This is a genomic window from Longispora urticae, assembly GCF_053902585.1.
In genome coordinates this window covers 1-19,687 of the sequence record NZ_JAQZSH010000045.1, presented here as the reverse complement: position 1 = coordinate 19,687, position 19,687 = coordinate 1, and the positions used below count along the sequence as shown (strand labels likewise).

Sequence of the window (19,687 nt, the reverse complement as noted above, 5' to 3'; positions counted from 1 at the left end):
GTGCGGAGGCCCCCCGGCGACCAGCGGCCGGGGGGCCTCTCCACGTCGGACGGACGTCAGACGGCCACCGGCTCGGCCGCCTTCGCCGGGGCCACCTCCAGGGTCCGCACCCTCCGGACCGCGAGCATGCCCCCGGTCGCGAGCAGGATGACCGCCGCGCACCCGACCAGGGTCGGCCTGACGCCGATCGCCTGGCTGATCGGACCGGCCGCCATCTGGCCGATCGGGATGGCGACGAAGGAACCGAGCATGTCGTAGGAGTAGACCCGGGCGAGCATCTCCGGCGGCACCTCCTGCTGCATCGAGGTCTCCCACGCCACCGAGAACTGTTCGACGCACACCCCGGCGACGAAGCCGGAGACCGCCAGCGCGGGCAGGGTCGGCGCGAAGGCCAGGGCCAGCGGCAGCAGGCACAGCGCGCCGACCGCGACCACCCCGAGCCGCAGCAGCCGGCGGACCCGCAGCCGCATCGAGACGAGCGCGCCGAGCACCATGCCGGCCGTCTGGATCCCGAGCACGGTGCCCCAGCCCCCGGCCCCGATGGTCGCCTTGGCGATCCCGGGCCCGAGGACGCTCTGGGCGGCGACCTCGGCGCCGTTGAGGAACATGAAGCCGAGCACCACGGCCCACAGCCAGGTCCGGGACGAGAACTCCCGCCAGCCGGCCCGCAGCTCGCGCAGCACGCTGTCCCCCATCCCGGACCGGGCCACCGACGGCACCCGGAGCAGCGCGAACAGCACGCCGGACAGCAGGAACGACGCCGCGTCGACGGCAAGGCCCCACCCCGGGCTGGTGGCCGCGATCAGCAGGCCGCCGACCGGCGCGCCGACGATCATCGCCCCGTTGGTGACGAGCCGGCTGAACGCGTTGGCGGCCTGGCGCTCCCCCGTCGGCACGGTCTGGGGCAGGATCGCCGCCGACGCCGGGTACGTGAACGCGCTGACCGTGCCGTTGACCGCGGCGAGCACCACCAGGATCGGGATCGTGGCGTGTCCGGTGAGGAACAGCGCGGCGATGGCGCCCTGACTGACCGCGCTCAGGGTGCTGGAGCCGATCAGGATCAGCGAGCGGGGCAGCCGGTCGGCGAGCACCCCGCCGAACAGTAGGAACACGACATTGGCCACGGACCGGGCGCCGACGACGAGGCCCAGGTCGGTGACGGAGCCGGTGAGGTCGAGGACCGCGAAGGCGAGCGCGACGGGCGCGACGGCGCCGCCGAGGGTGCTGGTGAACCGGCCGGCGAGGAGCAGTCGGAACTTCGGGTACCGCAGGGGGGTGGCCACTACTCTTCTCCGTCTTCGTTACTGGGCGGGGTCGCCCGTGGCCGACGACGGACCGGTGCCGGCAGCGCTCGTCCCGGCGTTGGCCTGCCGATTCTGCACACGGCCGCAAGGGTAGTCAAAGGGTTTTCCCTAACGGAGCGCGCTTTTCCCTCACCCAGGGTAATGGTCACCCTACGTATGGAATGACAAGCTTCTTTATTGATTAACACGTATTGACCAGTTCGTGGAGTGCTGCCTACTGTTCGACACACGCCACCACTGGACGGGGTGTCACAGTTCCAAGGCCCCGTCCCATGGCAATCACCCCTCCGCGCCCCCTGGCCTCGCTGTGCCGTGGGCGCATTCCGAAAGGACATCTCCATGCGAGACTCCTCCGCCCGACGACGTGCGGCGGGCCTGCTGGCGAGTGGCCTCGTGGCCATGGCCATGGTCGCCTCGTTCCCGACCTGCGCGTCGGCCGAGCCCACCCCGGCCCCCGGCTCCACCGTGGGCTCCGAGCCCACCGGCGCCGACCCGTGGCCCTGGCCGAACTGGCCCTGGCCCACCGCGAACCCCACCACCGCGGCCCCCAGCCCGTCGGCCACCCCCCGGCCGAGCCAGACGTCCTCGCCGAGGCCGACCACGTCGCCGACCACGGCCCCTGGCGGCAACACGAAGTTGAACCTCAAGGAACTGGTGCAGGAGAAGGACCAGTGGTGCTGGGCGGCCACCGGTCTGTCGATCGCGCAGTACCTGGGCAAGGGCGCGAACGTCAGCCAGAACCAGTTCTGCCTGTACGGGCGCGGCCTGTCCGGCGGCACCTGCCCCAACCAGCCGGCCGAGCTGTCGGTCGTGCAGCAGGGCCTGAGCCGGGTCGGCGTCTCCCCCGGCCGCGAGGTCGACGGGGCGATCAGCTTCGCGCAGGTCAAGACCGAGATCAACGGCAACCGCCCGATCGAGACCGGGGTGTACTGGACCTCCGGCGGCGGCCACGCCCGCGTCATCTACGGCTACGACACCGCGAACAGCTCGATCTTCTTCAGCGACCCGTGGGGCTCCAGCCAGCGCTACCAGGAGATGACCTACAACTCCTACGTCTCCAACTCGCAGTTCAAGTGGGGCGGCTCCGTCTACCAGATCGGCGCGTGATGGGTACCCGCAAGCTCCTGATCGGAGCCGGACTGCTCGCGGCCGGTACCGCCGCGGGGGTGTTCATGGTCGTCGGCGGGGGGCACGAGTCCCCGGCGCCCGCCCCGAGGTCCGCCTCCGTGGAGCTCGCGGCGGCCGAACAGGCGGCGGCCAGCGACAAGGCCGCCGAGGTGGCGTCGCGGTTCTTCGTGCACGTCGACCAGCGCGCCGAGGGCAAGCCGGTCACCGCCGCGCAGGACGACATCACGGCGGAGGCGGCGGCCAAGGCCCCGAAGGTCGTGGGCCAGCCCGTGCCGGTGTACTCGCTGAACCCCGACTTCGTCACCCAGGGCGTCAGCGCCCCGGTCGGCAAGCTGGTGTACCTGGCCGTGGAGACGCGTTCCGCGACCGGGCAGCAGGCGACCCTGCAGCTGGTGAAGAACGGCGACACCTACGACGTGCGCGGGGTCGGCGACGGCATCGAGGAGCTGACCTACATCCGGGCGGGCGAGGGCTCCCCGGTGTTCCTCGAACCGCAGCGGCACGCGTACTACAAGGTCACCGACGGGCGGGTGCTGCCCCTCAACGACAGCGCCCGCGAGGCGGTGGGTGAGGGGCTGTCCCTGGCCGAGTACCAGAAGATGGTGAACGACCGCTACGCGAGCCGGATCGACGACAAACGGCTCGGATAGCACGGACGGTCACGGCGTCGCGGCCCGGGGAGGGGCTGCGGCGCCGCTTCCGTGCGCCCGGCACCGTGGCGCCGGGTGGCCCGGGTGCCGCCGAGCGGGTCGCGCTCGGGTCCGACGGCCCGTCAGAGGCAGGACTCGTAGTCCTCCGCGCGGGACCACAGCGCCTCGAACGCCTCCACCAGGCAGTACCCGAGGGCCGGGTGCTCGATCATGATGGAGGTGCTCGACGCGTACCCCGCGACGGGGTCGAGCAGGGACATCAGCACCTGGGAACCGTCCACGACACACAGCTTCATGGGTACGTCGTCGAGCACCCGGGCCCGCTCGCCGGCCGCGATGAACCGGCGCGCGTTGGCCACGTTCGCCGGGTCCGCGAGGGAGGCGCGCTCGTACACGCACCGGGCCTCGCCGCCGCCCCCGACGAGCCGGCGGATGTCGCCGACCCCGGGCGGGTTCGTCCCCGTCACGTACGGGAGCTTGGCCAGGGTGAGGATCTGGCGGCGCGCGCCCGCCTGCAACCCGGCGAACCGCTCCACCACGGCCGTCGGGTCGCGGACGACCTCCACGTAGTCGAGCGGGTCGGTCTGGTCCGCGCCGGTGGACCACACCCTGCCGAGCACCTGGCCCAGCTGGTGCGCCTCGTGTTCGAGCCGGGACAGGGAGGCGCGGTGCGCGGACACCAGGTGCTCCAGGGCCACCACCGGGTCGACCGCCGAGTAGTGCACGGTCTGCCCCGGGCGCAGCCGGACCAGGCCCCGGTCGGCGAGGCTCTCCAGCACGTCGTAGATCCGCTGCCGGGGGATGCCGGCCTCGCGGGCGGCCTCCGTCGGGGTGAAGCGGTCCCGGCGGATCAGCGCCAGGTAGACCCGCGCCTCGTACCGGGTCAGGCCCAGCGTGAGGAGCTCGTTCAGCCCCACCTCGTCCCCCATGGTGGCAGCCTACCGAGCGGGGGCGGTGCCGCGTGCGGCCATCCGGCGGGCAGCCCGGGGCCGGCGGATCCGGCGTGCGCACGGAACGGGCCGGCCACCTTGTGAGGTGGCCGGCCCGGTTTCCCCGGAGGGGGCTCTAGGAGGTCGTGACGCTCACGTCGTCGACCACGAAGCTCGTCCTGAGCGAGCTGTCCTCGGTCTCGGTGAAGGTGAGGGTCACGGTCTGGCCGGCGTACGCCGACAGGTCGAAGGTGCGCAGGGCGTACCCGGCGGCCTTGTTGACGTTGGAGTAGCTGCCCAGGGTGGTGGTGCCGGCCTTGACGGTGAGCTTGTCGTACACCGTGCTGCCGGACTCCTGGGTGTCGATGTGCAGGTAGAACGTGAGGCTCGCCTTGCAGCCGGCCGGGATCGCGACCTGCTGGGACACGGCCTCGGTGCCCGCCCTGCCGTCGTTGCCCAGCCACGCGATCTTCGTGCCGCCGTGCGCCGGCTGGGCCGTGGTCGCGGAGACGACGACGCCGGTGCTGGCGGTCCACGAGGTGGCCCCGGACTCGAAGCCGCCGTTGGCGACGAGCTGCTTCGCGACGCAGGTGCCGCCCGGGGTCGGGGACGCGGTCGGTGAGGCGGTGGCGGTCGGCGACGGGCTGGCCGTGCCGCACGCCGGCTCACCGGTCTGGGCGACGACGCCCACGGCGGTCCACGCGGCCTTGATCGCGGTGCACTCGGCGCCGCCGTACAGGTCGTTGGTGGCCTTCAGGGTCGAGATCCGCGCCTTCGGGTACGTCTCGGTGGACACCATGTAGGTGGTCAGCGCCCGGTACCAGATCTTGCCGAACTTGTCGTTGCCGATCCCGTTCACCGCCGGGGCGTTGTTGCACACCACGCCGTTGTAGTCGACGCCGTTGACGGTGCGGGCGCCGGAGCCGACGGCCGCGAGGAAGAAGAAGTGGTTGCCGACCCCGGAGGTCAGGTGCGGGTCGTAGGACGTACCCATCGAGGAGGTCCAGCAGCCCTTCGACGAGCCGTCCTTGGTCGGGTCGTCCATGTAGCGCAGCGGGGTGCCGTCGCCGTTGAGGTCGATCTGCTCGCCGAGCAGGTAGTCGGGGGTGTCCCCGGGGGCGTTCGCGTAGAACTCGACCAGGGTGCCGAAGATGTCGCTGGTGGACTCGTTGAGCCCGCCGGACTCCTTGTAGATCCCGGCGTTCGGGTTGCCGTAGTCGAGCTTGGCCGTCGCGGCCGTCACGCCGTGGCTCATCTCGTGGCCGGCCACGTCGAGCTGGGTGAGGGGCTTGACGCCGCCCGCGCCGTCGCCGTAGACCATGCAGAAGCAGGAGTCGTACCAGCCGGCGTTGACGTACTTGGTGCCGAAGTGCACGTAGGACGTCGCGCCCTTGCCGTCGTTGTTGATGCCGTTGCGCGCGTGCGTGTTTTTGTAGTAGTCCCAGGTCGTCTGGACGCCGTAGTGCGCGTCCACGCCCACGGACGCCCGGTTGGCGAGCGTGTTGTCACCGAACGTGGTCGTGGTGCTGGAGAACGCCGTCGAGTTCGAGGTGGTGGGCGGTGGGGAGGTGCTGGTGCCCTTGTTGTTGGCGTCGCGGGTCTCGCCGTTGCCCCGGTCGGGGTCCTTGAGCTCGTACGTGCCGTCGGACTTCTGGTTCACGCCGATCGACACGTTGCCGACCAGGAAACCCTTGCCGTTGCCCGTGGCGGGCCCGGCGGCGACGGCGGTGTTCGGCGTTCCGGCCCGGCCGGCGCCGGGGCGGGCGAACGTCTGGAAGCCCTCGGTGCTGCCCAGGATCGCGCCGGAGGTCGCGTCGACCCGGACGTTCACCTGGCTGGGGCCACCGTCGGCGGTCTGGCCGTTGACAGCGACCTGCCAGACCAGCGCGGGGGCCCCGTCGAGCGCGTCGACGGCGAGGGCGGGCGTGGCGCGCAGGGAGTAGCCGGCGAGGCTGTCCCCCGCGATGGCGGCGGCCCGGGCGGCGTCGAGGCGCGGGGTGGTGTCCACGGCGACGGACGGCGCCTGGGTGCGGGCGAACTGGCCGCCGCGCGCGCTGTGCACGACGAGGTCGCCGCCGAGGACCGGCAGGCCCCGGTAGGTGCGGTCGAACCGGACGTGCCGGGTGCCGTTCGGGTCGAGGGTGACGTCCCGGGCCGTGTAGGCGTCGGCGGGACCGTCACCGCTGGAAGCCGCCAGCCCGGGGGCTCCGCCGAACGCCGCGAGCGCGTCCCGGACGGCGGCGTCCCGGGTGGAGCCCGCCGGGGTGTCGGTGGCCTCGGCGAAGCCCGCGGTGGCGAGCAGGCCGCCGGCGAGGGCGACCGCGCCGACGATGCCGGCCCGGCGCGACCAGGTGCCTGGTTGTCTCATGGAGGTCCTTCCGGAGGGGTGTGCCCCGGCGACGGTGGAACGGAGGGGTGTCGCCGGGGCTGACTGCACGTAGCGTCACGTAATCCGGCCTAACGGGACCTGAACACCACACCAAGAGTGACTTAAGGTATTTACGGCGTTCACACGGTTCCCCGGGCCTGCTACGGCTGTCGGAACCGGGCCGGCGTTTCCCCTGTCCACGCCGGATGCGCGCACCCCGGGCGGCGCGATGCAATGACGGATGTCAATCTGTCGCCCCTCCGGGAGATCGCCATGCGAAGACTCCTCGCCCTCCTCGTCGCCGCGGCGGCCGGGCTGCTCCTCCCGTACCCGTCAGCTCCCGCCCTCTCCGCCCCGGCGTCCGAGTGCGCCGTCGGGCATCCGTCGACCTGGCCGGGCGGCGGGCTGCCCGGACGGGTTCGCCTACTTCACCCCGCCCGAGGTGCAGGCCGTCTACATCCAGGAGGCGATCCGGCTCGCCGACCGCGACGTGGACTTCAGCCGCTACCAGGCGGTGTACGTCGTCCCGGTCCGCAACGCCGCCGCGATGGCCTTCTCCCCCGAGTGGAACGACTACCGGGGCGTGGTCAACGCCGACGGGAGGTACTTCGAGAACGGGGTCACGTTCGGGCAGGACGCCTGGCACTGGGGCTGGCACGTGCTCAACCACGAGACCGGGCACGACATGGGCCTCCCGGAGGGCTACAACGCCACCGGGCAGGGCGGCCAGTTCGCGTTCACCGGCGACTGGGGGGTGATGGGCAACATCGCCGGCGAGGCCCCGGACCTGCTCGCCTGGGAGAAGTGGAAACTCGGCTGGCTCGACGACGGGCAGGTCGCGTGCGTGCGGGGCGACGACACGGTCACCCGGACGCTGAGTCCGATCGGCACGCCCGGCGGGACGAAGGCCGTGGTGGTGCGCACGGGCACGTACACGGCGTGGGTCGCCGAGGTGCGGCAGCGCGCCGGGCTGGACGCGGCGGCCTGCGACCGGGGCGTCCTCGTCTACCGGGTCGACGCCACCCGACCCAACGGGGCCGGCACGCTCCGGGTCCAGGACGCGCACCCGGCCACCGGCGTGTGCGGCGAGGCGCTGAACGACGCGCCGTACGACCTCGGCCCCGGGGAGGTGTCCACGTTCCACGACGCCGCCTCCGGTACCCGGATCGAGCTGTTGGGCACGTCGGGCGGCGACTACACGGTCCGGGTCACCTCCGGGACCGGGGTGCCGGGGACGACGGTGTTCGCCGACGACTTCGGCCCGGCCAACGTGTCCGCCGTGTGGCAGCCCTCCACCGTGGACCTCAGCGGTTTCGCCGGGCAGACCGTCCGGGTGACCGTCGAGGCCGCCGACAACGACACCGGCTCGATGGTCGAGGCCGGGATCGACGACGTGCGGATCGTCCGCACCTAAACCCCCTCATTTCACGGAGTTCACCATGCGCACACCCCCCGCAGGCCGCCGACGGTGGCTGCCCCTCCTCCTGGCCGCCGGGCTGGCTCTGGCCGCCCCCGTCCCCGCCTCCGCGGCTCCCGTTCCCGTCGTCACCCCTTCGACGGCCCCGCTGGCGGATGAGCCCGCCGCCAACTGCCAGCTCCCCGACGTCGGGCGCTTCCTGCACGAGGGCCCGACCAACTGGAACACCTTCACGAAACCGGTCGGCGCGCACCGGGCGCTGATGCTGTTCCGGGGCTACAGCCAGGCCGCGGCGCAGGACCAGTACAACCAGATGAGGTCCATCGAGGACTTCTACGCGAAGGCCTCCTTCGGCCGGTACCAGCTCACCCTCGTGCCCTACTACGGCAACGCCGGGGCCGCGCCGGAGGGCATCGCGCCGCCCGACCTGCTCGGCGACGTGGCCCGGCCGGGCCAGCGGGCGGCCTCCGTCTGGGGGACCGCCGCCCGGTTCGTCGACCCGGTCGTGGACTTCTCGAACATCGACTTCGTCTTCGTGGTGGACGCCCGGCAGGGCCGGTCCTTCGCCGAGGGCGAGGAGGTGACCCTCGACGGGCACCGGCTGCACTGGGGCGTGGCCGCGGGCTCCGACTGGGCCGGCTACCGGGCGATGCTGCTCGCCCACGAGCACGGGCACACCCTGAGCCTGCCCGACGAGTACGGCGGCGCGGGCGGCTTCGAGTACACCGGGGGCTGGGGCGTGATGGGCAACCTGGGCGGCCCCTCCCCCGACCTGTTCGCCTGGGAGAAGCGCAAGGTCGGCTGGCTCGACGACGCGCAGCTGGCGTGCGTGTCCCAGTTCAACAGCGGCATCGAGAAGACGCTGTCGCCGGTGGAGACGGCCGGGGGCACGAAGGCGATCACCATCCGGTACTCCAACACCCGGGCGTACGTCGCCGAGGTCCGGGCCCGGGCCGGCGCGGATCCCAACACGTGCGCGCCGGGCGTGCTGGTCTACCGGGTCGACTCGGCCGTGGAGAGCTCGAACGGGCCGGTGCGGGTGTTCGACTCCAGGCCCAACTCGGGCGGCTGCGGCGGCATCCGGCACGAGCTCAACGACGGCACGTACCAGGCGGGCCAGACCTGGACGGACAGCGCGACCGGGGTGAGGTTCACGGTCGTGTCCCAGTCCGGGGACAACTACGTCGTGCGGGGCACCTACGGCACCGCGAACCCGCAGCCGGCCGTGTTCGCCGACGACTTCGAGACGAACAAGGGCTGGACGGTCGACGCCGCCGGCACGGACACCGCCACGTCGGGCCGGTGGGCGCGGGGCAACCCGGGCGGGACCTCGTACAACGGCACGGTCTGCCAGCGCGACGACACCCCGTCGGGGAGCAACGCCCTGGTCACCGACCCGGCCGGCGGGGTGGACTGCGGGGTCGCCGACGTCGACGGCGGGGCCACCACGGTCACGTCGCCGCCGATCGCGCTGCCGGCGGGCGTGGCGTGCGTGCTCACGTTCCGGGGCTACCTGGCGCACCTGGACAACGCGACCGCCGCCGACCGGCTCCGGATCAGGATCAACGGAGCCGTCGTGTACGAGCGGGCCGGCTCCGCCTCGGTCCTGGCCGCGGCCTGGCAGCAGTCGACGGTCAACCTGGCCCCGTACGCCGGGCAGACGGTGCGGATCGTCGTGGAGGCCGTCGACGGGGACGGGGGGAGCATGGTCGAGGCCGCTGTGGACGATGTGGCGGTGACCCGGTCCTGACCGGTGCTCCGGGCCGCTTCCCGGGTGGGGGCGGCCCGGGGCCACGCCACCGGCCCAGGGTCCGGGTTGCCCCGGTGCCCGGCCGGGGTCACTGGCCGAAGCGGCCCTCCAGGCGGGCCAGTTTCAGGGCGAGGTGCAGGCACAGCCGCTCCCCGCCGTCCTTGAGGTTCGTGTCCAGCAGCTGTTCGAGGCGCTGGAGCCGGTAGTAGAGGGAGGTGCGGTGCAGGTGCAGGCGGCGGGCGGTGGCGTCGGCGTTGCCGGCCAGGTCCAGGTACGTCTCCAGGGTGCCCAGGAACGCCCGGCCGGCCGGGTCGGCGAGCAGGGTGTCCAGCCCGGGGTGGATGACGTGCCCGGCGCCCTGGACGGCCGCGAGGAGCCGGTACACGCCGAGCCGGTCCCAGGTGACCACCGGCCCCAGATCGGGCTGCACGCCGCCCACCCGGACCCCGAGCAGGGCCTGCCGGTACGAGTCGGCCGCGTGCGCCTGCGGCGAGCCCACCCCGACCAGGACCGCCCCGTCCGTGGCCTTCGCCGTCGCCGCGTGCAGCCGGGCCGCGCAGTCCGCGACCGACGGGTGGCCCGGGCGCTCGGCGGTGAGCAGGACGCCGTGGTCGGGGTGCGCGAGGTGCAGGCCGTTGCGGTAGCCGCGCGCGCCGGCCGCCGCCGCCAGAACCGTCTCCAGGGCGCCGCGCGGCGGGGTGCGGGCCGGCTGGACGACGAGGGCGACCACGGGGTCGAGGGCGTACCCGTCCTCGGCCAGTTCCCGCAGCGCCCCGGCCCGGGCCGGCCCGTCGTCGCGGAGCAGCGCGCGGACCGCGTCGGACCGCCGCCGGTACGCCTCGTCGGTGGCGTGCACCTCGCGGAACATGGGCGCGGCCAGCTCACCGGCCCCGTCGGCGGCGGCGGTCACCTGGGCCGGGGACAGCGGCCGGTCGGCGTCGACGAACCAGACGTAGCCCAGCAGGGTGCCCTGGTGGCGCACCGGTACGCACACCCGGGGCTGCATCCGCAGTTCCGGGCAGCCCGGCACCCGTACCGGGCTGGTGGCCCTGGTGATGCCCTGTCCGCGCAGCCAGGCGACCACCTCGGGGGTGGTGTGCCGGCGCAGGATCGACAGCCGCCGGACCTCGTCGACCGGCTCGTCGTGCTCGCTGTAGACCACCACCCGGTGGTCGCAGTCCTCGATCACCGCCGGCCTGCCGACCCTGGCCGCCAGCCCGTCCACTTCCTCCTGCAAAGTCATCGAGTTTCCTCCCTTCCCCACTGGTGGAGTGCGGAGAGCCTGCACGCTCCGGGCCCCTTCCGGGTACTAGCGAAAAGTACTAACGCGCCGTTATGGGGCCCACCCTCGCCAACGGACCCATCAACCCCTACCGTTTCCTGTCATGGAGCTTGAGGTCCGTCACCTGCGGCTGATCTGCGCGATCGCGGAGACCGGCAGCCTGACCCGGGCCGCGGCGGCGCTGAGCATGGCACAGCCCGGGCTGACCGCGCAGCTGCAACGGATCGAGCGGTCGTTGGGCGGGCCGCTGTTCACCCGGGACACCCACGGGGCCGTGCCCACGGCCCTCGGCGAGCTGGTGCTGTCGCGGGCCCGCGCGGTGCTGCCGGCACTCGACGACCTGCGGATCGTCTCCGCGCTCAGCCCCGCCGACTCCCTCACCACCCTCCGGTTGGGCTCCGTGAACGCCCGGTTCACGGCCGGCCTGGTGGCCCGGCTGCGCGACGAGTTCCCCGACGCGGCCTGCACGACCCGGACCGAGTCCTCCTCCACGCCGCTGTTGGACCTGGTCGCCGCCGGCCGGTTGGAACTCGCCGTGGTCGGCGACTCCCCCGGGTACGGGATCGGGGCCCGGCCCGGCGTGACCCTGCTGGCCGTGCACACCGAACCCCTGTTCGCCCTGCTGCCCGGGCGGCACCCGCTGGCGGCCCGGCCGGTGGTGGACCTCGCGGACCTCGCCGCCTGCGAGTGGACCCTGCCGGAGCACGACGACGACCGGATCCGCGAGTACTTCTCGGAGGTCCTCGACCGGGCCGGCGTGGAACCCCGGGTCGCCCACCAGGTCGAGGGCAACCTGGTGTTCGACCTGATCCGCGCCCTCGGCATCGTGTCGCTGTGCCAGGCGACGTGCGTGCCGCCGGAGGGGGTGGTCTCGCGGCCCCTCGCCGGCGACCCGCTGTGGTACCGGCACCTGCTCGCCCTGAACCCGCTCGGACCGCTCGCCGCGCACACCGACCGGCTGACCGAGCTGGCGCGCGCGGCGTACGAGGACTCGGCGGACCGGAGCGCGACGTACACGGCGTGGCGGGCGGGCCGTCAGCCGCCCAGGTAGGCGGCGATCACCCGCGGATCCGCGCGCAGCTCCTCCGCCGGGCCGTGCGGACCGAGCACCCCGACCTCCAGCACGTACCCCCGGTGCGCCAGCCGCAGCGCCGCCTGGGCGTTCTGTTCCACGATCAGCACGGACGTGCCCTGCCGGTTGATCTCCGCGACGACGTCGAGGACCACCCGGACCATCTTCGGGGCCAGCCCCATCGACGGCTCGTCGAGCATCAGGAGCTTCGGGCCGGCGACCAGGGCCCGGCCGATCGCGAGGAGCTGGCGTTCGCCGCCGGACAGGGTGCCGCCGGCCTGGCCGCGGCGCTCCGCGAGGATCGGCAGCAGGTCGTAGACCCGGCCGAGGCGGCGGTCGAGCTCGCGCCGGTCGCGGACCGTGTACCCGCCGAGCTGGAGGTTCTCGTGCACCGTGAGCGAGCCGAAGATCCGCCGGCCCTCGGGTACGTGCACGACGCCCAGGGCCACGATCTCGGCGGGGGTGCGGCGCGCGAGGTCGTGGCCCCCGTACCGGATGTGGCCGGCGGTCGGGCGGACCAGGCCGGACACCGCGCCCAGGGTCGTGGACTTCCCGGCCCCGTTGGCCCCGAGCAGCGCGACGACCTCCCCCGGCCACACGGTCAGGGACAGGCCCCGCACGGCCCGGATGCCGCCGTAGCCGATGTCCACCGCCTCCAGGTCAAGCGTCAACATCGTCGTCCTCCTCCGTGCCCAGGTACGCCTCGATGACCCTCGGGTCCTCCCGGATCCGGGCCGGCGGCCCCTCGGCGATCCGCGCGCCCCGGTCGAGGACCACGATCCGGTCCGAGATCCGCATGACCAGGCCCATGTCGTGTTCGATCAGCAGCACGGTGACCCCGGACCGGCGGATGTCGGTGATCAGGTCGGCGAGCACGGCCTTCTCGCCGTGGTTGAGGCCGGCGGCGGGTTCGTCGAGCAGCAGCAGGCGCGGCCGGGCGGCCAGGGCGCGGGCCAGTTCGACCCGGCGCTGGTCGCCGTAGGACAGGTCGCCCACGGGGCGGTCGGTCGCGCCGGAGTACCCGACGTAGCGCAGCCAGTCGGCCGCCACGGCCGTCGACTCCGCCTCGGAGCGGTGATAGCGCGCGGTGTGCAGCAGCACGTCCAGCAGGTTCTGGCCGGTGACCCGGTGCAGGCCGGCCCGGACGTTGTCGAGCACGGACAGCCGGGGGAACAGGCGCAGGTTCTGGAACGTGCGGGCGATCCCCCGGGCGGCGACGCCCGACGGCGGCAGGCCGGAGATGGTGCGGCCGTCGAGGGCGACGAGGCCCTGTTGCGGCCGGTACACGCCCGACAGGCAGTTGAAGGCGGACGTCTTGCCGGCGCCGTTCGGGCCGATCAGGGACACGATCTCGCCCTCGGTCACCCCGAAGGACAACCGGTCGACGACCCGCATCGCGCCGAAGGACAGGGTCAGGTTCTCCACGAGCAGCATCCGGTTGGTCACCGCGACCGCCGCCCCGCGACCAGCGCGCGCCACCGGGCGTCCGGGGCCGCGAGCCCCCGCCAACCGCCGCCCGGCCCGGCCAGCGAGCGCCACCAGCCGCCCTGCCGGGCGAGCATCACCACGACCAGCAGCACCCCGAAGACCAGGTAGCGGGCGTCGGCGAAGGACCGGAGCAGTTCCGGGGCGGCGGCGACGAACGCGGCGGCCAGCACGACCCCCGACACCCGGTGCATGCCGCCGAGCACCACCGCGACCAGGATCAGCGCCGACTGGAGAAAGGTGAAGCTGGCCGGGGAGATCGCGGACAGCTGCGCGGCGAACAGCACCCCGGCCACGCCGCCCCACACCGAGCCCAGCACGTAGGCGGCGAGCTTCGTGCGGTAGGTGCGGATGCCGGTGGCCTCGGCGGCCTCCTCGTCCTCCCGGATGTACTGCCACGCCCGGCCCAGCTTCGAGCGCCCCAGCCGGCCCACCCCGACCAGGGCGAGCGCCACGACGGCGAGGACCAGGTAGTAGAGGGCCACGGGGTCGGTGACGACGGGCGGGATGCCGTACACGCCGGAGGGTCCGCCCGTGATCTTCAGGTTCGTGGCGGTCAGCCGGACGATCTCGCCGAACCCGAGGGTGACGATCGCCAGGTAGTCGCTGCGCAGCCGCAGGGTGGGCGCGCCGATCAGCACCCCGGCGACGACCGTCACGACGAGTACCGCCGGGAGGGTCGCCAGCAGCGGGATGTCGAGGCCGGTGGCCAGGATCCCGCTGGTGTACGCGCCGATCGCGAAGAACGCGGCGAACCCGAGGTCGAGCAGTCCGCAGTAGCCGACGACGATGTGCAGGCCGGCGGCGAGGACGACGAACACGCCGACGGTGGCGGCGACGTTCATCGCGTACGGGGTCGCCACCAGCACCGGGAGCAGGGCGGCGGCCAGCCCCGCGCCGAGGGCGATCCGGCTCCGCACCGGCAGCCGGGTGTACCAGGCCGGGGGCGTCACATCCGCTCCCCGAGCTTCTCGCCGAGGATCCCGGTGGGCCGCACGGTGAGCAGCAGGATCAGGAAGGCGAACGCGAACACGTCCCGCCACTGGCCACCCGTCAGTTGGGTACCGAACGACTCCAGCAGGCCCAGGGCGAGCCCGCCGAGCATCGCGCCCCGCAGGTTGCCGATCCCGCCGATCACGGCCGCCGCGAAGGCCTTGAGCCCGATGGTGAAGCCCATCAGGAAGTCGATCCGGCCGTAGTACGCGCCGGCCATCACGCCCGCCGCCCCGGCCAGCGCGGAGCCGACGAAGAACGTCTGCGAGATGACCCGGTTGACGTCGATGCCGACGAGGTGCGCGGCCGTGGGGTCCAGCGCGATGGCCCGCATGGCCCGGCCGGACCGGCTGCGCATCACGAACGCGTTCAGCCCGGCCATCAGCGCGACGGCCACCGCCACGAGGACGAGCTGGGCGACGGTGAGCCGGATCCCGAGCAGGGTGACCGGTTCGCCGTCGAGCCGGACCGGGTACACCCTCGGGTCCGCGCCGACGACGAGCCGGACCCCGTACTCCAGGCTGAAGGACACCCCGACGGCCGTGATCAGCGCGGCCAGCCGGGGCGCCCTCCGGAGTGGACGGTAGGCGAGGCGCTCGATGCCGACCCCGACCATGCCGGTGGCCGCCATCACCACGGCGAGGACCAGGAGCAGGCCCACGACCGGGTTGCCGACCGCGAAGCCGCCGAGCAGGCCGAGGCCGGCGTAGCCGAGGAACGCGCCGAGCATGTACACGTCGCCGTGCGCGAAGTTCAGCAGCCGGATGATGCCGTACACCATGCTGTAGCCGAGGGCGACGAGCGCGTAGAAGGCGCCGACGAACACGCCGTTCCAGATCAGCTGGGTCACCGCGGCGGCACCAGTTCGAACTTGTCGCCCTTGACGACCAGGATCACGAAGCCCGAGGTGGACAGGGTGTGCTGCGGGGTGAAGGTCAGCGGGCCGGAGAACAGCGCGAACCCGTGGGTGCCCTCCAGGGCCTGGCGGATCCTGTCCCCGTCGGTGCTGCCGGCCCGGGTGATCGCGTCGGCCACCAGGCGCACCGCGTCGTAGGACTGGGTCGAGTAGGGGCCGGGATCGGAGCCGAACTTCTTCTTGTACGTCGCGATCCAGCCCTCCGCGCCGGGCGTGAACTCGGGCAGCCCGGTCATGGTGGCGTACACGCCCTGGGCGCGGTCCTGGCCGGCGATGCTGATCAGCTGCTTGTCGACCGAGCCGTCCGCGACGAGGATCCTCCCGGTGTACCCGGCCTGGCGGAGCTGGCGGACGAAGAGGCCGGCCTCCGCGTAGTACCCGGTGAAGTAGACGATCTCGGGGTTCTTGGCCCGCACGGCGGTCACCGCGGCGGCGTAGTCGCTCTCGCCCTTGGTGATCGCGATGCTGCCGACGGCCCGTTCGCGCAGGAGCTGGCCGGTCAGGTCCGCGATGTTCTTGGAGTAGCTCGTGTTGTCGTGCACGGTGACGACCCGCTGGGCGCCGGCCTTCGTGGCCCAGTCGACGGCGGTGGTGGACTGCTGGCTGCCGGTGCTGTTGATCAGGAAGACGAAGGGCAGCTTCTTCTCGTACAGCTGGTCGGAGTTCGCCGCCGGGATCACGACCGGCACCTTGGCCCGGTCGAAGATGGGCAGGGTGGGCAGCGTGGCCCCGGAGCAGTAGCCGCCGACGGAGGCGACGACCTTGGCGGACACCAGTTTGCTCGCGGCGGCCGCGGCGGTCCCCGGGTCGCACGCGTCGTCCTCGGCCTGGAGCTTGAGGGTGCGCTTGAGCACCCCGCCCTTGGCGTTGACCTCGTCGACGGCCATCTGCGCGGCGTTGCGCATGTACGGCCCGATCGCCGCGCTGTCCCCCGACAACGGCACCGGCATCCCGAGCACGATCGGACCCGCCGCGTCGTCGCCGCCGAACACGCCCGAGCAGGCGGTGGTGGGCGCGAGCGCCAGCAGGACCACCGCGATCTTCCACAGCTTCATCCGCTGCGCCTCGCTTCCTTCGATGAGGGGGAGGGCCACGGCGGCTGGTGCGCCTGTCCCCGGCGGCGCCGCTGGCGTGACCCGTTCCGGGAGTGTGACACCTCACACCCCACTCTTGAAGGGCCGCGTGGGAGCTTCCGACACTTGTCGGAACGGGTCGCGATCCCCTGCGACAGGTGACGGAGTGCGCGGCGTATTCGGGGGGAATATCAGGACTTTCAGGGCAGATTCATCGGGTACCGGTCGGTCGTCGGGCGCGCACGGAACCGGCCCCGACGAGGTCCGTCGGGGCCGGAGCTGTGGGCCGGCCGCCCGTCGGCCGGCCCACGGTAGGTCACGCCGGAAGGGTCCAGCGCTGGTTCGGCCCCGCGTGGCAGGTCCACAGGAGCAGGCGGGTGCCGTTGGCGGTGCCGGCACCCTCGGCGTCGAGGCACAGCCCCGACTTGGTGTTCCTCAGCGTCCGGTCCGGCTGCCAGGTCCAGCCCTGCGCGGGTGTCCCGTTGCAGTCGTGCAGCTGCACGACCGTGCCCGGGGCGGTGGCGCCGTTGCGGGCGTCCATGCACTTGCCCAGCGCCCGGAGCGTCCCGTCGCCCGTGGCGGACCACGTCTGGGCCGCGGTGCCGTTGCACGTGTAGAGCTGGAGCGCCGTGCCGTTGGCGGAACTGCCGCCGGTGACGTCCACGCACTTCCCGGACGTGCCGGTGACCGGACCGGCCGGGGCGACGGCGGGCAGGGCGTCGCGGACCTGGGCCGCCAGGGTGTAGGGGTCACCGGTCGGGGTGGTGGTGTAGGTCTTGCGCTCCCTGTTCCAGGTGTCCTCGACAGCGAACCAGTCGATCGGGACCGGCGAGGTGTTGGCGACCAGGGCCGCGTCGAGCCCGTCGAGGTACCTGTTCCACCGCATGCCGTAGAAGTCGCGCACCAGCCCGGACAGTTCCCGGTTCGCGTAGTCGTGCAGCTGGCCGCCCTCGCTGCCCTCGCGGGGGCCCCAGGTGGTGATGATCGACCGGGCGTCGTACTCGGTCGCGGCCGACCCCGTCGAGCCGGTCAGCCAGGTGCCGAGCAGGAACCGCTTGTCGGAGCCGAGCACCTGGTCGAGGAGCGTCAGGTCGCCCGACCACTCGGTGCGCAGCTGGCGGAACCGGGCCAGGTCCTTCGCGTCGTAGGCGGCCCTGACCTGCGGGAGCAGGGTGCGGCTGCGGTTGGCGAGGGACTGGCGGGCCAGGTCGACCACGTCGTAGCGGTACGCGTCGGAGTTCCGCTGGGCCGCGGGCACCGCGAGGAGTTCGGTGAGCGCCCGCTGGACGGTGGCCGCGTCGTAGCGCATCGAGCCCGGACTCCACTCCGCCGCGTGGGAGGCGGTCAGGCTCGGCCGGGCCGCGAACAGGCCGTCCTGCGGCTCGCTCGACGACCCCGACGGCATGCTGTACGGGCCGCGGCGGAGCAGGTCCCACGCCGCCGTCGCGTGCGGGTCGGTGCTGCCGTAGCGGCGGCCGGCGTACGCGGCGAACCAGGCGGCCTGGTCCAGGGGGCCGGTGCGCCAGGCCAGCTCCATGAACAGTTCGAAGGTGGCCGGGTCGGTGCCGGTGCCCTCGGGCAGGTACGCGATGCCCTTCACCGCGCTGCCGGACTTCGTGCGCCACTGGTCGAACCGGGTGGCCCACACGCCGGTGTTCGCGCCGATCGTGGTGTGACCGCCGAAGTTGGGGATCGTCCCGAACGCGTACGGCACGCCCTTCCACGTGGACTCGCGGTTGAGCCCGTCGTACCGGTCGGACAGTCCGTCCACGATGAACAGCCGGTCGTGGGCCACGTTGTCGATGATCGCGGCCGGCGGGTTGGACTGCCAGCCGAGCAGCACCCAGGTCGCGCCGGGCCGGGCGGTGTCCAGCGCGGTGAACACGCCGCGCGCCGCGTCGCCGACGGGCACGTTGCCGGGGTTGCCGCCCTCGTGCAGCAGGTCCATCTTGTACATCGTGGAGTCGCCCAGCAGGGTGCGCTGGTGGCCGTAGAAGCTCGCCGCGACCTGCGCGTACCTCGTGCTGCGCGGGTCGAGCCACGACGGCCGGGTGAAGCCCTGCCACCCACCCTGCGCGACGACGTTGACGCCGCCGTTGCGGGCGGAGAAGTCGGTGGGCACGGTGCCGAAGTAGCCGGGCAGGACCGGGGTCATGCCCAGTTCCTTCAGCCGGTTGACGATCTTCCTGCCGAGGGCGGCCCGGGCGGTGAGCTGGGCCTCGGTGACCGGGCCGCCGAAGCCGGACATGTTCTGCATCAGCCACCAGGGCTGGTGGGCGGGGCCGGGGATCCAGTTGAGCAGCTCGGCCCTGGTGTAGCCGAACTCCTGGAGGGTGGCGTAGTAGACGGCGTCGGCGCCCATCTGCACGAACACCTCGTTGGCGCCGTGCAACGCGAGCAGGTCGATCTGGCGCTCGAACGCCGCCCAGTCGCGGTAGGCGCCGGAGTACCCGTCGTCGGTGTCGTTGAGGGCGAAGCGGTGCGGCACGACGGCGTCCTGCCGGACCGTGCCGGCGGGGGCGGGCAGAGTTCCCGGCAGCCGGGACAGGCTGTCCCCCGGCCAGCCCAGGTCGACCTTGGCGACATACTTCAGGTACCAGTTGACGCCGGTCAGCAGTACGGCCGGACTGGTGCCCTCCACCCGGACGGCCCCCGCCGAACCGGAGATGGCGAAGTAGTCCCCGCTGGCGGGGCGCGCGACCGGGTCGAACGCGATCTGGGCGGCGTGCGCCGGGAGCAGTCGGCCCAGGCTGGCCGTGGCGGGGGCGGGATCGAACGCGGGGGCAGCGGAAGCGGGGGCGACGGTGCCCGTCAGGACGGCTGCGAGCGTTGCCAGGGCCATGCCGACGGCCCAGGTGCGGCGGGGTTTCATGTGACCACCTCGTTTTTGTAACGCAACGTGCGTTACTATGCGCGTGAGATAGTGCACTGTCAATCCCCCACCGGGAAAGGGGCACACGGGTGCCATCCGCGACCGCCGCCACCGGGCCGCACGTGCTCCGGCAGATCAACGTCACCGCCGTGCTCACCGCGCTCCGCCAGGCCGAACGCGCCACCGCGCGGGTCGCCGACCTGATGACGACCACCGGCCTGTCCCGGCCCGCCGTGACCCGGGCCCTGGCCGATCTGCGCGACGCCGACCTGGTCGAACTCGTCGCCGACGAGACGAGCCGGATCGGCCGCCCCGCCCAACGCGCCCGGTTCCGGGCCGAACTCGGCCACGTGGCCGGCGTCGACGTCGGCCCGCACAAGATCCTGATCAAGATCGCCGACCTCGCCGGCGAGGTCCKCACCCCCCCCCCGCCCACCCCCCCCCCCAC

The 19,687-nt window shown here is 72.9% G+C and carries 16 protein-coding genes; 6 read left to right on the top strand and 10 right to left on the bottom strand.

Annotated features, from left to right (window positions below; translation table 11 throughout):
* Nucleotides 1–56: 56 nt before the first annotated feature.
* The gene (locus tag PT931_RS31785) at nt 57–1,283 is read right to left on the bottom strand and encodes an MFS transporter (RefSeq protein WP_456249408.1); all 1,227 of its coding nucleotides are present in this window, start codon (nt 1,281–1,283) and stop codon (nt 57–59) included.
* A gap of 360 nt (nt 1,284–1,643) precedes the next feature.
* Here PT931_RS31785 and PT931_RS31780 point away from each other — a divergent pair, with 360 nt between their 5' ends.
* On the top strand, nt 1,644–2,411 hold the full coding sequence (locus PT931_RS31780) for a papain-like cysteine protease family protein (RefSeq protein WP_456249407.1): 768 nt from the start codon (nt 1,644–1,646) through the stop codon (nt 2,409–2,411).
* Nucleotides 2,411–3,082 carry a hypothetical protein gene (locus PT931_RS31775; protein ID WP_456249406.1) on the top strand — a complete coding sequence of 224 codons (672 nt, stop codon included), beginning with the start codon at nt 2,411–2,413 and terminating at the stop codon, nt 3,080–3,082. Before PT931_RS31780 ends, PT931_RS31775 begins: the two co-directional genes overlap by 1 nt.
* A gap of 122 nt (nt 3,083–3,204) precedes the next feature.
* On the opposite strand, the gene PT931_RS31770 is transcribed toward PT931_RS31775, so the two are convergent.
* Nucleotides 3,205–4,011, bottom strand: a complete 807-nt coding sequence (locus PT931_RS31770; protein ID WP_456249405.1) for a TrmB family transcriptional regulator — start codon at nt 4,009–4,011, stop codon at nt 3,205–3,207.
* 136 nt (nt 4,012–4,147) lie between these two features.
* On the bottom strand, nt 4,148–6,379 hold the full coding sequence (locus tag PT931_RS31765) for a M4 family metallopeptidase (RefSeq protein WP_456249404.1): 2,232 nt from the start codon (nt 6,377–6,379) through the stop codon (nt 4,148–4,150).
* 442 nt (nt 6,380–6,821) lie between these two features.
* On the opposite strand from PT931_RS31765, the gene PT931_RS31760 reads away from it, so the two are divergent.
* Together PT931_RS31760 and PT931_RS31755 are read left to right on the top strand one after the other, a co-directional pair.
* Nucleotides 6,822–7,793 (top strand): hypothetical protein, encoded by a 972-nt coding sequence (locus tag PT931_RS31760; RefSeq protein WP_456249403.1) that lies wholly within the window; start codon nt 6,822–6,824, stop codon nt 7,791–7,793.
* A 25-nt stretch (nt 7,794–7,818) separates the two neighbouring features.
* Complete coding sequence (locus tag PT931_RS31755) at nt 7,819–9,546, top strand: hypothetical protein (RefSeq protein WP_456249402.1); 1,728 nt, start codon at nt 7,819–7,821, stop codon at nt 9,544–9,546.
* A gap of 88 nt (nt 9,547–9,634) precedes the next feature.
* On the opposite strand, the gene PT931_RS31750 is transcribed toward PT931_RS31755, so the two are convergent.
* A complete protein-coding gene (locus PT931_RS31750) occupies nt 9,635–10,789 on the bottom strand; it encodes a PucR family transcriptional regulator (protein ID WP_456249401.1) in 1,155 nt (384 codons plus the stop codon).
* 142 nt (nt 10,790–10,931) lie between these two features.
* Between PT931_RS31750 and PT931_RS31745 the strand changes: the two genes are divergently transcribed.
* Nucleotides 10,932–11,879, top strand: coding sequence for a LysR family transcriptional regulator (locus PT931_RS31745; RefSeq protein ID WP_456249400.1), 948 nt, complete (start codon nt 10,932–10,934; stop codon nt 11,877–11,879).
* Here the strand turns inward: PT931_RS31745 and PT931_RS31740 are convergent.
* The 6 genes from PT931_RS31740 to PT931_RS31715 all read right to left on the bottom strand — a co-directional run bounded on the left by PT931_RS31740 (nt 11,864) and on the right by PT931_RS31715 (nt 19,239).
* Nucleotides 11,864–12,571, bottom strand: a complete 708-nt coding sequence (locus tag PT931_RS31740) for an ABC transporter ATP-binding protein (protein ID WP_456249464.1) — start codon at nt 12,569–12,571, stop codon at nt 11,864–11,866. The two genes, PT931_RS31745 and PT931_RS31740, sit on opposite strands and share 16 nt — an antisense overlap.
* Complete coding sequence (locus PT931_RS31735) at nt 12,561–13,379, bottom strand: ABC transporter ATP-binding protein (protein ID WP_456249399.1); 819 nt, start codon at nt 13,377–13,379, stop codon at nt 12,561–12,563. The genes PT931_RS31740 and PT931_RS31735 overlap by 11 nt, the downstream gene beginning before the upstream one ends.
* Nucleotides 13,343–14,338, bottom strand: a complete 996-nt coding sequence (locus tag PT931_RS31730) for a branched-chain amino acid ABC transporter permease (RefSeq protein ID WP_456249398.1) — start codon at nt 14,336–14,338, stop codon at nt 13,343–13,345. The genes PT931_RS31735 and PT931_RS31730 overlap by 37 nt, the downstream gene beginning before the upstream one ends.
* Nucleotides 14,335–15,228, bottom strand: a complete 894-nt coding sequence (locus PT931_RS31725; protein WP_456249397.1) for a branched-chain amino acid ABC transporter permease — start codon at nt 15,226–15,228, stop codon at nt 14,335–14,337. Before PT931_RS31725 ends, PT931_RS31730 begins: the two co-directional genes overlap by 4 nt.
* Nucleotides 15,225–16,388, bottom strand: a complete 1,164-nt coding sequence (locus PT931_RS31720) for a branched-chain amino acid ABC transporter substrate-binding protein (protein ID WP_456249396.1) — start codon at nt 16,386–16,388, stop codon at nt 15,225–15,227. Before PT931_RS31720 ends, PT931_RS31725 begins: the two co-directional genes overlap by 4 nt.
* Nucleotides 16,389–16,683: 295 nt before the next feature.
* On the bottom strand, nt 16,684–19,239 hold the full coding sequence (locus tag PT931_RS31715) for an alpha-N-acetylglucosaminidase (RefSeq protein ID WP_456249395.1): 2,556 nt from the start codon (nt 19,237–19,239) through the stop codon (nt 16,684–16,686).
* Nucleotides 19,240–19,328: 89 nt separating this feature from the next.
* Between PT931_RS31715 and PT931_RS31710 the strand changes: the two genes are divergently transcribed.
* Nucleotides 19,329–19,687, top strand: a 359-nt coding sequence (locus PT931_RS31710) for a MarR family transcriptional regulator (protein ID WP_456249394.1), incomplete at its 3' end; no start/stop codon positions are given.